This window comes from Candidatus Neomicrothrix sp. (genome assembly GCF_035329545.1).
Taxonomy (GTDB): domain Bacteria; phylum Actinomycetota; class Acidimicrobiia; order Acidimicrobiales; family Microtrichaceae; genus Microthrix; species Microthrix subdominans.
Genome location: NZ_DAOLGP010000023.1, coordinates 18,674 through 31,484 on the forward strand (window position 1 = coordinate 18,674; position 12,811 = coordinate 31,484).

Below are 12,811 nucleotides of genomic sequence, written 5' to 3' on the forward strand. Positions count from 1 at the left end.
GCACCGCCGCAGTACCCATGATCCCAGGGATCAGTTTTTCGGGCGGGATGCCTGCTTCTTGCCCCGACCCAGGAACGTGCCGACCAGGCCGAGCACGGCACCCGCCAAGCACAACCACAGCCCGATGAGCGCGTTGGCCTCATCGAGTTGCAGGGACACGAGCAGGTACACCACCCATCCCAGGCCGGCGAGCGACCCGACCAGCGCCAGCGTGCGCTTCAGTGCACCGACGCCGCTCTTCATCGAGGCGAGGTACAGCACACCGGCGATGACGAGCACCGCTCCCGCCGCCAATGTGCCAGGGGCACCCCAGAGTTTGTCCTGGGCATTCTTGAACCCGGTGAGGACCACCCGCTGGCCCCCGACGAGCCCCTCGCCCCAATCGAGAAAGCTGCCGACAATCAGCGCCACACCGCCGAGCAACAACAACAGGCCCCCGAGGAGGGCCATCGGCCCGCCACCCCGGGTTGGCCCGGTCGGGGCGGCCGGCTGCTGAGGTACCCCGTAGGGCTGCTGGTACTGCTGGGGCTGGTACTGCTGTTGGGGCTGCTGGTACTGCTGTTGGGGCTGCTGGTACTGCTGCTGGGGCGGTCCCGCCGGCTGTTGCTCCACCGGCGGCTGCTGGATGATCGGCTGTTGCATCGTGGGCGGTGAGCCGGGCACGGTCCAGCTGCCGGCCGGCGGGGCCTGGGGGCCGGAGGGCGGCGGAGCCGTCGGCTGCTGCCACTGCTGGGTCGCCTGCTGATCCCAGGACTGAGGTGCGGCCCCCGACTGGTCGTCCCCGGCCGGCGAGAGGTCCGACCATGCGGGCGCTCCGGGTTGGGCTTGGCCCCCCGTTTGGACCTGGGGTTCTTGCGCGGTCGGTGGCACGTAGGGCGGCGGCTGGCTCGCAGGCCGGGCCTCGACCGGGGCCTCTGCCGGCACCTCGGGCTCGGGCTGGGGCTGGGGCTGGGGCTGGGGTGATGCCTCCTGGTGCTCCGGGGCTGGGTCGCTCGGTTCCGTTCGGCCGGCCTCACCGACCGTCGAGGTGTCGCTCGCCTCGTCCGGGGACGGTTGATCGCCGCCGTTCGCGTTGGTGGCCTCGTCGTTACTCGCCATCGGTCCTCCTCGGTGTCACCTCGACCTGACCAACCAAGGTAGTCACTCGAGGTCTCCGCTCAGGGGAACGCCGAACGCGAAGCGGGGCCGGACCCTGACAGGTCCGGCCCCAACCGAGGCCACGACCGGATTCGAACCGGTGTACAAGGCTTTGCAGGCCTCTGCCTAACCACTCGGCCACGTGGCCACGAGCTAGCATCGTACCTGCTACGCCGGACCAATCAACACTCCGGGATTCATGACCCCGTTTGGGTCGAGGCGTCCCTTGACCGCAGCCAACGCCGCCGCGAACAGTTGCGGCCGTTGCCGGTCGTAGGCGGGACGGTGATCGCGGCCGACGGCGTGATGGTGCGTAGCGGTCGCCCGCTGCGCATCGATCACCTCCATCGAGGCCGCTTTGACCATGTCCCAGCGGTCCACCCGCTCGGACGCGCTCGTCGGCCGGTCGCCGATCGGTCGGGCGAGCACCGTGTAGTAGGGCGCCAAACCGTCCGGGTAGGCGTGGGTGATCCGCATCGACACGATGCCATCGAGCCCCGCCTCGGCCATGGCGGCCTGAAGCCCGGCGCGCAGCGCCGCATCGGTCTCGGCGAAGCGGCTCCACAGGCAGGCGGTCTCGAAGGTCTCGATCACCGCGCCCAGGGCGATCAACGCATCGCGCCGGTAGGGCGCACGCAGGAACGACGAGCGCCAGGCCTCCTCGGCACCGGCCCGCCCGGAGGACGCCCCCTCGGCGTCGGGAACGGCGGGGTCGTGGCGGATCGAGACCCCCTCGTCGTCCACGACCCCGGAAAAGTCCCGGCACAGCGCCAGCGCACGGTGCAGCGGTTGGTCCAGCGGATGATCGGCGCCCTCGAACCCAACGATCAGGACGGCGCCGGTGCCGCCAGGAACGTCGGTGCTGGCCAGCAGCGCCTCCACCGGATCGAGCAGGCGGCAGTTGCTGGGCCAGAGCCCGCTTTGGGCCAGCGCCCGCAGCGCGTCGACGGCGTCGGTCATGGCGGCGAAACCCACCGAGGCCGACGCCCGGTACGCCGGGCGGGGCTGCACCCGCAGCCAGGCGTCGCAGATGATGCCCAGCGAGCCCTCCGATCCGAGCACCAGCCGGTCGGGCGACGGCCCGGCCCCGCTGCCGGGTAGGCGACGGCTCTCCCATGGCCCAGCGGGCGTCTCCATCGTGATCGATTCGACGAAATCATCGATGTGGGTGGGTCCGGTGGCGAAGTGGCCGCCGGCCCGGGTGGCCACCCATCCACCGACCGTTGAAAACTCGAGGCTCTGGGGGAAGTGCCGCAACGTCAGACCGTGAGGGCGCAGCGCCTCGTTGACGGCGGGGCCGTAGGTGCCGGCGGCGAAGTGGGCCGCCCGGTCGGTCGTGTTCAGCTCCAGGAGGCCCGATAGGGCCTCCAGGTCCACCGAGACCGCCGGGCCTCCCACGTCGGGCTCCACGCCACCGCAGACCGACGACCCGCCGCCGTAGGGGATCACCGCCACGTCGACGTCGCCCGCCCACCCCAGTATCGACGCCACCTCGGTCCGGCTCGATGGGCGCAGCACCGCATCGGGCGGATGGTCGAAGCGACCGGCGTGGGCACGGGCGACGTCGCGGTACGACCGCCCGTAGGCGTGCTGGGCACGGTCTCGGACGTCGGTCGAGGCCATCCCCGCCAACGAGCCAGGCACGGCCACCCTCGGCCTCGGCAGGGCCAGGTCGCGCACCGGCACCGCCGCCGACGGCGTCAGGTCGTCCCAGCCCAACCGGCGATGCAACATGGCGGCCAGGCCATCCTGATCGGCAATGGTCGGCTCATCGGCCGCCCTCCCCCACGCCCAGTGCGATCTCATCGTGTGCCCCCCCCCTCGTTCGATGAACGATATCCCCCAAAAACGCCGGTACCCCCCGGCAGAACCGGGGGGTACCTCATGGAGCGGACGACGAGGTTCGAACTCGCGACCTCAACCTTGGCAAGGTTGCGCTCTACCAGCTGAGCTACGTCCGCACGGCCTGAGACTGTACTACACGACCCTCGACGGATTCCTATCGCTCGCCGCCGTCAGGACTCGTCACCATCGGGCTCCTCGGGTCGCACGACCCGCACCCCACGCTGGTATCCCCGGTCTTCGGGATCGGGTGGTGGAAGGGGGGGAACGTCGGGCCGGTGGCCACCGCCGACGCCCTCACCCCAAGGGCCGGCCGGGCGGTCGCGACGACGGCGCCGCACCACCACTTGCGGTTCATCCTCGCCGGGTCCGTCGCCGCTCGCCGGCGGCCGCTTCGGGGCGGACGTCGTGACGATCGCCGAGTCCTCGACGGGCTGAGGCGGCTGCGGAACCCGACGGGCCTTGGTCGGCTCCCGCTCGACGGCCCGTTCGACGTGTGGGCGGTTCTCCGCATCTGCGAAGGGCCTGTCCGGTTGTGGCGGCAGGTCCTCGGGGGCTGGCACCTGATAGGCGCCGCGACCTTGGGGCGTAGGAGGCACCGCATCGGGCGGCGGAACCTCTGGTCGCCCGGGCGACGCTCCCGAACCGAGGGTGCTGATGTGCTCACCCAGGGGATCGGCGGCATCGACCGGCGCCGGCGGCGGGTCCTTGGGCGGGACCGGGGACGACCCTGAAGCCGGATGCCCGGGTTCGCCGAGCGGTGACGACGGGAAGCTGGCCATCACCCGGCGGCCAGGCGCCGGCTGCGCAGGCGGCGCAGCCTGGTCATCGGGCAGCTGGGCGTCGGATGGGCGCACAGCGGCCATCGGTGCCGGACCCGAGGCCGGGACGTCGGGCCGAGCCGGCTCGTCGTCGGGCTCGGCATCGTCGAAGTCGGCATCGTCGCCATCAGCGTCGGCGTCGGCGTCGCTGCCCTCATCGTCCTCGGGTGCGGTCGACTTCCAGAACAGCAGGGTGGCCACGGCGATCACCGCCGCCAGCACGAGCAGTCCGATGATGATCAGGTTGAGCAGCTTCTCGTCGCCCTGGGCCGCGTCGTCGGGCGTCGGGGCACTGTTGCCGTCGTCGGCGATCGCATCCGGCGGCACGGTCTGATCCGCGGGTGCCTGGGCGTCGGCCGCAGTGGTCGCCGGTTGGGTCGCAGCGGGATCCGGGTCCTGAGCCCCGGCGATGCCGACGGCACCCAGGCCCAGCATGGCGCTCCACGCCGCCACGATGAGGGCGGCCCGGGCCACCCGTCGGCGTCCCGGTTGGTTGGTGGTCAACTCCAGCTGCACGCAGCACTCCTTGAATGGGCTCCTCGTGGCCCTCGGCCGCCCTCCAGTCAAGCACGAACCGCCGCTCAAACCGGTGACGCTCCCCACCGTGGGCGTCTCTGATGCAGCGAACACCACCAGGTGGTGCGCCCACCGACGCGCCCTCGCACCAGCGGGGCACCGTCACGAGGGCAAACGCCGTCGGGGGCCCGCTGGGGCTGAAGGTCACCGGTGTGGGATCCACCACGCTTCGAGAGCTCGGCGACCACCAACGCGATCGTGTCGGCCAGCAGTACGAGCTCGTCGTCCTTCAGCGTTCCGGCCGGCGTCTCGGGGTGCATCCCGGCCCGCCACAGCACCTCGTCGACGAGCAGGTTGCCCAAGCCGGCCAAGCGTCGCTGATCGAGCAGCGCCGCCTTCAACGGCGTCGTGGTCGTCCCAAAGGCGTCGGCGAGTTGCTCGGCGTGGATGCCGACCGCGTCGGGACCCAGGTCGGACAGGTCGGCATCGAGCTCGACCGAGCCCAGGCGCCGAGCATCCTCGACCGCCAGGCGGTGCGCCACCTCCTCGCCGGGGTGTTGAAGCGACAGCGCGAACCGCACCCACGCCTCCTCGCTGCGTTTGGGGCCGTACACCAGCTCGTCGATCGGGGCGTCGTCGTCCCACAGCAGCCGCCCGGTCATGCCAAAGCGCAGCGCCAACGTCGGCCCATCGGTACCGAGCAGCACCACTTTGCCCAACCGCCCCACCTCGACGACCTCGGTACCGACCAGCGCCGAGGCCAGGTCGTCGCCGCTCAGCCCGCCCCGCACCCAGGAGGGATCGGCCAGCATCACCTCCACGATGGTCGCCCCCACCGCCCGCCCGGCCGTCCTGGCGTAGGCGGCCGCCTCGATCAGCTCGGGCACGCGTCGAGCGCGCTCAGCAGATCGCTGACCACGTCGTCGGGATGCTCGAGGCCCACCGAGATGCGCACCGTGCCCGGGCGGATGCCCGCCGCTTCCAGCTCGTCGGGAAACAGGCTGACGTGGGTCGTCGACGCCGGATGGGTCACCAGCGTTTCCGGGCCACCGAGCGACGGCGCCAGCTGAGCGATCCTGGTCGACTCGACAAACGCCCTCCCGGCCTCGAGTCCGCCGCTCAAGTCGATGGTCAACAGACCGCCGGCCAGGTCCATCTGGGCGGCCGCCAGTTCGGCCTGTGCGAAGCCGGGCAGCCCCGGATACACAACCTCGGCCACCTTGGGGTGATTCGACAACTCGGTGGCCAGCCGGGTGGCGGTCTCGGTCTGGCGGGCCACCCGAACGCCCAGCGTGCGCAGGCCGCGCAGGCCGTTGACCGCATCGAAGGGCGACGCGTTGGCGCCCTGCAGCACGGCGAAGCCCCACACCCAGTCAAGCAGCTCCTTCGACCCGGCCACCACGCCCAACGAGGCGTCGTTGTGACCGGCGAGCGCCTTGGTGGCCGAGTGCAGCACCAGATCGACCCCGTAGCTCAGCGGGCGCTGGGCCAGGGGCGTGGCGAAGGTGGAGTCGACGACGGTCATCGGTCCGGCGATCGCCCCCAGACGTCGCAGGTCGACCAGGTCGAGGCGGGGGTTGGCCGGGGTCTCCGCCACGCACAGCACGGTCTTGCCCGGCCGGATGGCGGCCTCCCATGCGTCCGGGTCGGTGCCGTCGACCGCGGTGACCTCGATCCCGAAGCGGGGACACACCGCCGAGAACAGCATCTGGGTGCCGGCGTACAGGCGGTTTTGGGTGACGATGTGATCGCCGGTGGAGCACAGGCCCAGCACGACCGCCGACATCGCCCCCATGCCCGAGGCGAACGCCCGCGCCGCCTCGGCTCCTTCCAACTCGGCGATCGCCTCCTCGAAGGCGGCCACGCTCGGGTTGCCGTAGCGGCTGTAGAAGTTGGTCGACCCGGGTGCGCTCGCCAGGCGTCGGCCCTCGTCGACGCTTTCGAGGGCGAAGGTGGTGGATGCGTGCATCACCGGGGCCAGCGCCCGGCCGTCGGCGGAGCGGCCGGCGCGGATGGCCGTCGTCTCGAGATGGTCGGTCACGGTCGGCCTCTTTCGTCGGTGCGGTCGGGTTGGGCGGGGTGGTCGTCGTTCGGCTCACCGGCCGGTTCGTCGCCGGCGAGAAAGCTCGACACGATCGGGCCGATCTGATCGATCGCCAGAAGAAACCCGTCGTGGCCCTCGCTGCTGTGGATCGACCGGAAGCCGGCGGTGCCGCCGGCCGCCCGCAGGCCCCGGTACAGGTCGAGCTGCTGATACGGAGGGTAGAGCGCGTCCGAGTCGATCGAAATCACCTGGACCGGTACGGTGATCCGGCGCAGCGCCGCTTCGATCCCGCCCCGTCCGCGGCCAAGGTCGTGGAGGTCCATCGCCCGGTTCATACGCAGGTAGCTGTTGGCGTCGAAGCGTCGAGACAGCTTGTCCCCGTGGTAGTCGAGGTAGCTCTCGACGTCGTAGCGGACCGCGGCGTCGAGGTCGCCGCGCGCCGCCACACGAGCCCGTCCAAACCGTTCGGCGTAGGCCGACTCGCTGCGGTAGGTGATCTGGGCCACCGATCGCGCCACGGCCAGTCCGGCGTGGGGGCCACAACCCGGGGCCCGGCCGTAGTAGTCGCCGCCGGCAAAGTTCGGGTCGTTGGCGATCGCCCGCCTGCCGACGAGCGACCAGCCGATCTGTTGCGCCGAGGCCGCCGTCGTCGTCGCCATGGCGACGAGCCGTCCCAGACGGTGGGGGTACATCACGGCCCACTCCAGCCCCTGCATGCCCCCCATCGAGCCGCCGACCACCGCATGCCACACCTCGATGCCCAAATGGTCGGCGAGGTCGGCCTGGGTGCGGACCATGTCACGAATCGTCACCCACGGAAAGCGGGACCCGTAGGGCCGACCCGTGCCCGGTTCGGGGTGGGCAGGCCCGGTGCTGCCCTGGCTACCGCCGAGCACGTTGGGGCAGACCACGAAGTAGCGGTCGGTGTCGATCGGACGCCCGGGGCCGATCATGGCGTCCCACCAACCCGGCGTCGGGTGCGCCGGCCCCGCGCGACCGGCCGCATGGCTGTCACCGGTCAGCGCATGGGGCACGAGCACGGCGTTGTCGGCGGCCTCGTTGAGCCTTCCCCACGTTTCGTAGGCGACGGTGACCTCGGAGAGCTGGCCGCCCGCTTCGAGCTTCAGGGTGCGCCCCCGCCCGACCGGGGCGAACCGGCGGCGCCCCGGCGGGTCACCGGGCACCCAGGCACCGCTGACCGGCAACGGATCCTGTGACGCTGGCGCGCCCGATGGCTGATCGGGTGTTCGCTCGGTGGGGGCAGTGGTCATGGACGCTCGGGGGTAGGTGAACCGCGGCGTCGGGGCAACACACAAGGCGACGGACACGTTGGTTGTCCCGGTGGACCGCATCCCCACCGCTAGGCGGGATGGCACCTTGGGTGTCCGTCCCAGGTTGCCGGACCCGACACCAACGGGTCGCTCGAAATGCTGTTGACGAGCCGAAGGGTAGTCCAGGGGCCATCCGGCCGCATGTTGGGGAAGCGCTGGGTTTAGCCGTGGCAAAAGGCGTACCCTTGCCCCGATGGATCTCGTCGAGTCAGCCCCGGAGCACGCGTCGAGCGAGTCTCCCCCCGTGACGACCGCCGCTGGCTCCGGCTGCCCCATGCACGCAGCCTCCGACGAGGCCGTCGCCCTTTGCCCGGTCGATGCGGCCGCGATCGCCGCCGGCACCCCCGAGCGCTCCGCCTGGGATCTTCGGGCGCGCCGGGTGCTCCGTCTGCCCGCCGACGCTCCCCGGGAGAGCCTCCTCGGCGCCAACAACGCCTTCGCCAAGTCGATGTGGATCTCGGCGACCCGCTGCCTCGTGACCTACGTGGCGCTGCCCCTGCTCGGGCCACTCGTCGGCCTCTCCGGCGTCTTCGGCCCGGTGCTGGGCATCGTGTTGTCGCTGGTGTCGATGACGGCGATCTTCTTCTCGGTACGCAGGTTCTTCGCCGGCGATCACCCCTGGCGTTGGCGCTACTCGGTGATCGGCGGTGGCGTGTTCATCCTGTTGATCGTCCAACTGTTTCAGGACGCCCACACGCTGCTCAGCTGACCGGTCCCGACCCCGAGGGCCTCCGCCGATGGCTGCGCCCGGGCGGGTCAGAAGTCGATGACGACTCGCGCCGGTCCAGTGAGTTCCGATGTGTCCTCGACGGCTGTAACGCCTTCGATGAGCCAGGAGTTGGCTCCCTCGCGGTTGACCGACCCCACGACCGTCGACTTGAAGTCGGTGGATGCGGGCCCGCGGACGTCGCCGTCAAAGGAGACGATCACGCGGCCCGAGTCGTCGATCACGTCCCATGGCGGCACCGATCCGTCGAACTCGAAAACCACCCGATTCCTGCTGCCCTCATCGCCGGTCCGAACTTCAACCAGGTTGTATGTCGCCCGTGCGCCGGACTCGTCAGGCGGAGCGGTTGCCGAGGCGAAGGTCGGACCGGAGAGGTCGACCACCAACCGGTTCGGCCCATCCAGCCACTCGTGTGTCATGACAACGCCGGCGGGAACCGGCACCGTCCACCGGGTGCCCGCCTCCCCCACCACCGGGGTACCGATTCGGGAAGTGTCCAGGATTTCTTGATCCATCGCACCTCCGATCTGGTTCTCGGTGAACTGCACGGTCAGTTCCGAGCCAGACACCCCCACGTTCACGTCGGGTCGCGGACCCGACGTGAACTCGAACACCAGACGGCTGTAGTCGTCGTGCTCGCCGGTGCGAACTTCGACCAGGTTGAACCTCGGTGCTACCGGAACGGCCGTCCGCTGCGGCAGGGGCTTGGGGGCCGCGGTCGGTTTGGTGGTCGCGACCGTGCCCGCCTCCCCGCCTGCAACCAGCGTGGTCTTCGCCAGGGAGAAGTCGGGGGCGTCCGTTCGAAGGGACACCTCGCGCCCGGCCGTCACGGCGCAGTTTGTGAACTCGAAGTCCAAGCGGTGTGACGAACCTGCATTCGGCACCTCGTCGAAGCTGAACTTGGCCGAACACAACACCTCGGAGGTGTCCACCCCGACGACCTCCCATCCCGCTCCCATGGTGAAGCTGCGCCCATCGGGCCAGCAGTCGGGAACCTCGACGTCAACCTGCGCGCGGGTCGACGCTCCGCCTTGCACCCCCGTAGCTGTGGCCACAAGACCCGATGTGCACCGTTCTCCTGCGTCGCCTGATGCGGTCTCGGAACCGCTGCCACACGCACCCAGCGCCACCACGAGCAGGCTCGTCACAACCAGTCGAACGGATCCGGTCCTGTGTGATGAACGCCGCACCGATGCCCTCCAGATTCTTCGAACGAACGGTGGTCGATCCCACCGAAGCGTATTCGGGGAACCTAGTTCGCCGGTGGCGGTCCCGCCAGAGTTTCGAACCATGCACGTACCTCGTTGCCATTGCCGATTCCCGACGCTCTCAACATGAGCTCGCGCACCGCCTGCATCGTTGCGGGATCGACGCCTGAACCCAGTGAGCACCGGCCTGCGAGCAGCGCCGCCGCCTCGTCCCACGGCTCCCGGTGAACCGGCAGCTTCAGGTCGGCGAGCACGGAGGTCGACACCCGCACGCCCGCCCGACCCAGGCCACTGCCCGCCATCGCGCTGACGACGGCCAGCGTGCTGACCGGGGAGCACAGCACGGCCAACAGGTGGGCCAGGTCAATGCCGTCGGGCACCCCGCTGATCACCGGGGTGAGCCCGATGGCCCGGCCCTGACCGTCGGGGGCGGCCTCGATCACCCGGGTCTGGCTGGCGACGAGCACCTTGGGCACGAGCTGGCGTCGGGCCCAGGTCGCCCCCGGGTGATCCGGGTCGTCCAGCGCAGCCAGCGCTACGACCGGCGCCCGCCATGGACGCTTCCCGAACCGCATCGGCTTGCGCCCCCATCGACACACACCGGGGTCGATCAGCCCGGACGAAACCAGCGCGGCATACCCCGCCGGGAGGGCACGTTCCGCCATCTGCTCGTCCGGTGCCGCGCCGTCGAAGCCCGGGGCCTCCTTTGCCAGCTCGAGCATGGCGTAGTACTCGTCGCGAAACCCGGCGCTGAACCGGGCGACCTCGCCCAGGCGGCCGGCGGACCGACCGGTCGGCGACCGCAGCGCCGGCAACCCCTCGGCGGTGGCGACCAACGCGCCCCAGCTGTCCTGGCGCAGCACGTCGGCCGGCACCCGCCCGACCTCGTGCTCGGCCTCCGCCCCGCCGACCACCCGCACCTCCGTGACCCGAGCGCCCCTGCGGATGAGCACGGGTGCCCACACCTCGACCGATGCCCCAAACCCACCGTCGCCCACCCAGGCGGCGCACACCTCGGTTCGGCGGACCAACTCGGCCCGAACGGCGCGCGCATCGCGGGCCGCCAACACCGAGCGGGGTTGGACGAGGCACACCGCTCCCCCAACCGAGATCAACTCGGTCGCCGCCAGCAGAAACAACGCCGCGGTGTCGGTGTAGGCCCCGACCGCTGCCCCGAAACGGGAGGCCAACGATGCGCGGCGCTCGGCATCGTGGCGGGTGCCCGCCCGAAGCTGGGCGAGGAACGGCGGGTTGCCGACGATCAGCCCGACGGCATGGTCGCCGACCGACGCCACCAGCTCCTCGGGTTGGGTGAGGGAGTCGCAGCACGTCAGCGCAGGCTCGTTCAGGGCGACGCCGACGCGGTGACCACCCTCGTCCAGCGCCCACCTGGCCAGCGCGGCCCGAGCGACGACCAACGCGTCCGCGTCGAGGTCGGCTCCGACCAGACGGCTGAGCGCCTCGTTGGCCGTCGGCGGGTGAGCAGCGGGGTCCGACGGCTTGGTCGGGTTCGCAACCAGAAGACGGCCGACCGCCACCAGGAACGCACCGGCGCCACAGGCCGGATCGAGGGCGACCTCGCCCTCGACAAGCGCGGCGCCCTCGGCGCGTCCACCGGCCGGACGAGCCCCCACCGCCAGCGCCACCAGGCCCGAGGCCAGTGCCGGACGGGTGAAGTGCACGCCGGCCGCCCGACGGGCGGCGTCGGCCAGCATCAGCTCATAGAGCGGACCCAGCAGGTCACAGATCGGCACCCCGGCCGGAGGATCGAGGGCACTGGCCGAACCTCCCGACAGGTGATCGACGACGTCGCACCACCCGGGCAGGTCCGATGGCGCCCGGCCGTGAAGCGCCAGGGTGGCCACGGCAGCCAAGGGGGCGACCCCGTCGGCCCGAAAGTCCGAGGCGGTCCGTGCCAGCCAGCGCCCGGCCGGGTCGGACAACGCGTTCAGACGCTTTCCGACTCCAGCTCGTCGAACACGGCCAGGTTTTCCAGCCTGGAGTCGTTGGAGAACACCTCGACCATCGGCAGCTCCAGGCCAAGCCGGCGCTGGATGCGCCGCACCTCGAGCTCGTCCTTCCACAGCACCAGGCTGACCACCCGGCCCGACGCGCCGGCCCGTGCGGTCCGGCCCGAGCGGTGCAGGTAGGTCTTGTGGTCGGCGGGCGGATCGAAGTGGATCACGACCTGGACATCGTCGACGTGGATGCCACGGGCGGCCACGTCGGTGGCCACCAAGGCGCCGAGGCGGCCCTTCATGAAGTTCGACAGCGCCTTCTCACGATGCTTCTGGGGCACGCCGCCGTGCATCGCCTCGGCCTCGATACCCAAGTCGTTCAGTTCCTGGGCAACCCGGTCGGTCCCGTGCTTGGTGGCGCAGAACACCAGCGTGCGACCGGTGTTCTCGATGATCGACGCCGCCACCTTGGCCTTGTCGCGATCGTGCACCTTGAGGAACGTGTGGTGCATCTCCTCCACGGTCTCACCCTTGGAGGCCACCTCGTGGAAGCTCGGGTCCTCCTGGTAGCGGCTGACCAGCGTGTTGACCACGCCATCGAGCGTCGCCGAGAACAGCAGGGTCTGGCACTTGCCCTCGACGTTGCGAAGGATCCACTCCACCTGAGGCAGGAAGCCCATGTCGGCCATGCGGTCGGCCTCGTCGATGACGATGTGGGTTACCTCGGACAGGTCGAGCGCATCGCGCTCGATCAGGTCGATGGCGCGACCGGGCGTGGCAACGACCAGTTCGACGCCTCGGTTGAGCGCCGCGATCTGCTTCTCGATCGGGGCACCGCCGTAGATGGCGAGCACCCGTACGTCGGTGCCCTCGCCCAACGGGGCGAGCTCGTCGCGCACCTGGGTCGCCAGCTCACGCGTCGGGACCAGGCAGATCGCAGTCGGACGCTTGGGACGGGCGGTCTCCAGCTGCTGCAGAAGCGGCAGGCCGAACGCCAGGGTCTTGCCCGAACCGGTCTTGGCCTTGCCAAGAACGTCTCGGCCGGCCAACGCGTCGGGGATGGTCAGGGTTTGGATGGGAAAGGGCGAGGTGATGCCCCGCTCGGAGAGGTTGTCGACCAAAGCAGGGTCGACGCCGAGATCAGCGAAAGTTTTTGTCATGTTGGGCGCTCACGTTACTGCCAGCGGACGGCCAAACCACGATCGCTCGGGGTACCGCGGCTCGAAC

General features: G+C 70.6%; 10 protein-coding genes, 2 tRNA genes and 1 riboswitch. Of the genes, 1 reads left to right on the top strand and 11 read right to left on the bottom strand.

Going from position 1 to position 12,811, the window contains the following annotated elements; translation table 11 throughout:
• Window positions 1–30: 30 nt before the first annotated feature.
• From PKD89_RS12900 to metX, 8 genes are all read right to left on the bottom strand, one after another.
• Window positions 31–1,098, bottom strand: a complete 1,068-nt coding sequence (locus tag PKD89_RS12900; RefSeq protein WP_289010849.1) for a hypothetical protein — start codon at window positions 1,096–1,098, stop codon at window positions 31–33.
• 116 nt (window positions 1,099–1,214) lie between these two features.
• Window positions 1,215–1,285 (bottom strand) — tRNA-Cys (locus PKD89_RS12905).
• Window positions 1,286–1,305: 20 nt separating this feature from the next.
• The gene (locus tag PKD89_RS12910) at window positions 1,306–2,943 is read right to left on the bottom strand and encodes an FAD-binding oxidoreductase (RefSeq protein ID WP_289010847.1); all 1,638 of its coding nucleotides are present in this window, start codon (window positions 2,941–2,943) and stop codon (window positions 1,306–1,308) included.
• Window positions 2,944–3,022: 79 nt separating this feature from the next.
• Window positions 3,023–3,098 (bottom strand) — tRNA-Gly (locus PKD89_RS12915).
• Between the two features lie 54 nt (window positions 3,099–3,152).
• Entirely contained in the window at window positions 3,153–4,316 is a 1,164-nt protein-coding gene (locus tag PKD89_RS12920; protein WP_289010846.1) for a hypothetical protein, read from the bottom strand.
• A 65-nt stretch (window positions 4,317–4,381) separates the two neighbouring features.
• Window positions 4,382–5,203: a DNA-formamidopyrimidine glycosylase family protein gene (locus PKD89_RS12925; RefSeq protein ID WP_289010845.1), complete on the bottom strand. Its 822-nt coding sequence runs from the start codon at window positions 5,201–5,203 to the stop codon at window positions 4,382–4,384.
• The gene (locus PKD89_RS12930; protein WP_287375122.1) at window positions 5,191–6,357 is read right to left on the bottom strand and encodes an aminotransferase class I/II-fold pyridoxal phosphate-dependent enzyme; all 1,167 of its coding nucleotides are present in this window, start codon (window positions 6,355–6,357) and stop codon (window positions 5,191–5,193) included. The genes PKD89_RS12925 and PKD89_RS12930 overlap by 13 nt, the downstream gene beginning before the upstream one ends.
• Window positions 6,354–7,631 carry a homoserine O-acetyltransferase MetX gene (metX, locus tag PKD89_RS12935; RefSeq protein ID WP_287375124.1) on the bottom strand — a complete coding sequence of 426 codons (1,278 nt, stop codon included), beginning with the start codon at window positions 7,629–7,631 and terminating at the stop codon, window positions 6,354–6,356. Before metX ends, PKD89_RS12930 begins: the two co-directional genes overlap by 4 nt.
• A gap of 48 nt (window positions 7,632–7,679) precedes the next feature.
• A riboswitch (SAM-I-IV-variant riboswitch) is annotated at window positions 7,680–7,796 on the bottom strand.
• A 139-nt stretch (window positions 7,797–7,935) separates the two neighbouring features.
• Here metX and PKD89_RS12940 point away from each other — a divergent pair.
• Window positions 7,936–8,400 carry a hypothetical protein gene (locus tag PKD89_RS12940; RefSeq protein ID WP_289010843.1) on the top strand — a complete coding sequence of 155 codons (465 nt, stop codon included), beginning with the start codon at window positions 7,936–7,938 and terminating at the stop codon, window positions 8,398–8,400.
• Between the two features lie 47 nt (window positions 8,401–8,447).
• On the opposite strand, the gene PKD89_RS12945 is transcribed toward PKD89_RS12940, so the two are convergent.
• The 3 genes from PKD89_RS12945 to PKD89_RS12955 form a co-directional block, all read right to left on the bottom strand.
• Window positions 8,448–9,473: a hypothetical protein gene (locus PKD89_RS12945; RefSeq protein ID WP_289010842.1), complete on the bottom strand. Its 1,026-nt coding sequence runs from the start codon at window positions 9,471–9,473 to the stop codon at window positions 8,448–8,450.
• Window positions 9,474–9,670: 197 nt separating this feature from the next.
• Window positions 9,671–11,569 carry an N-6 DNA methylase gene (locus PKD89_RS12950; RefSeq protein ID WP_289010841.1) on the bottom strand — a complete coding sequence of 633 codons (1,899 nt, stop codon included), beginning with the start codon at window positions 11,567–11,569 and terminating at the stop codon, window positions 9,671–9,673.
• A 5-nt stretch (window positions 11,570–11,574) separates the two neighbouring features.
• Entirely contained in the window at window positions 11,575–12,744 is a 1,170-nt protein-coding gene (locus PKD89_RS12955) for a DEAD/DEAH box helicase (RefSeq protein ID WP_287375131.1), read from the bottom strand.
• Window positions 12,745–12,811 lie beyond the last annotated feature (67 nt).

Coding starts and splice junctions, on each gene's coding strand:
- PKD89_RS12900 (WP_289010849.1), bottom strand. CDS start 1,098: ATGGCGAGTAACGACGAGGCCACCAACGCGAACGGCGGCGATCAACCG.
- PKD89_RS12910 (WP_289010847.1), bottom strand. CDS start 2,943: ATGAGATCGCACTGGGCGTGGGGGAGGGCGGCCGATGAGCCGACCATT.
- PKD89_RS12955 (WP_287375131.1), bottom strand. CDS start 12,744: ATGACAAAAACTTTCGCTGATCTCGGCGTCGACCCTGCTTTGGTCGAC.
- metX (WP_287375124.1), bottom strand. CDS start 7,631: ATGACCACTGCCCCCACCGAGCGAACACCCGATCAGCCATCGGGCGCG.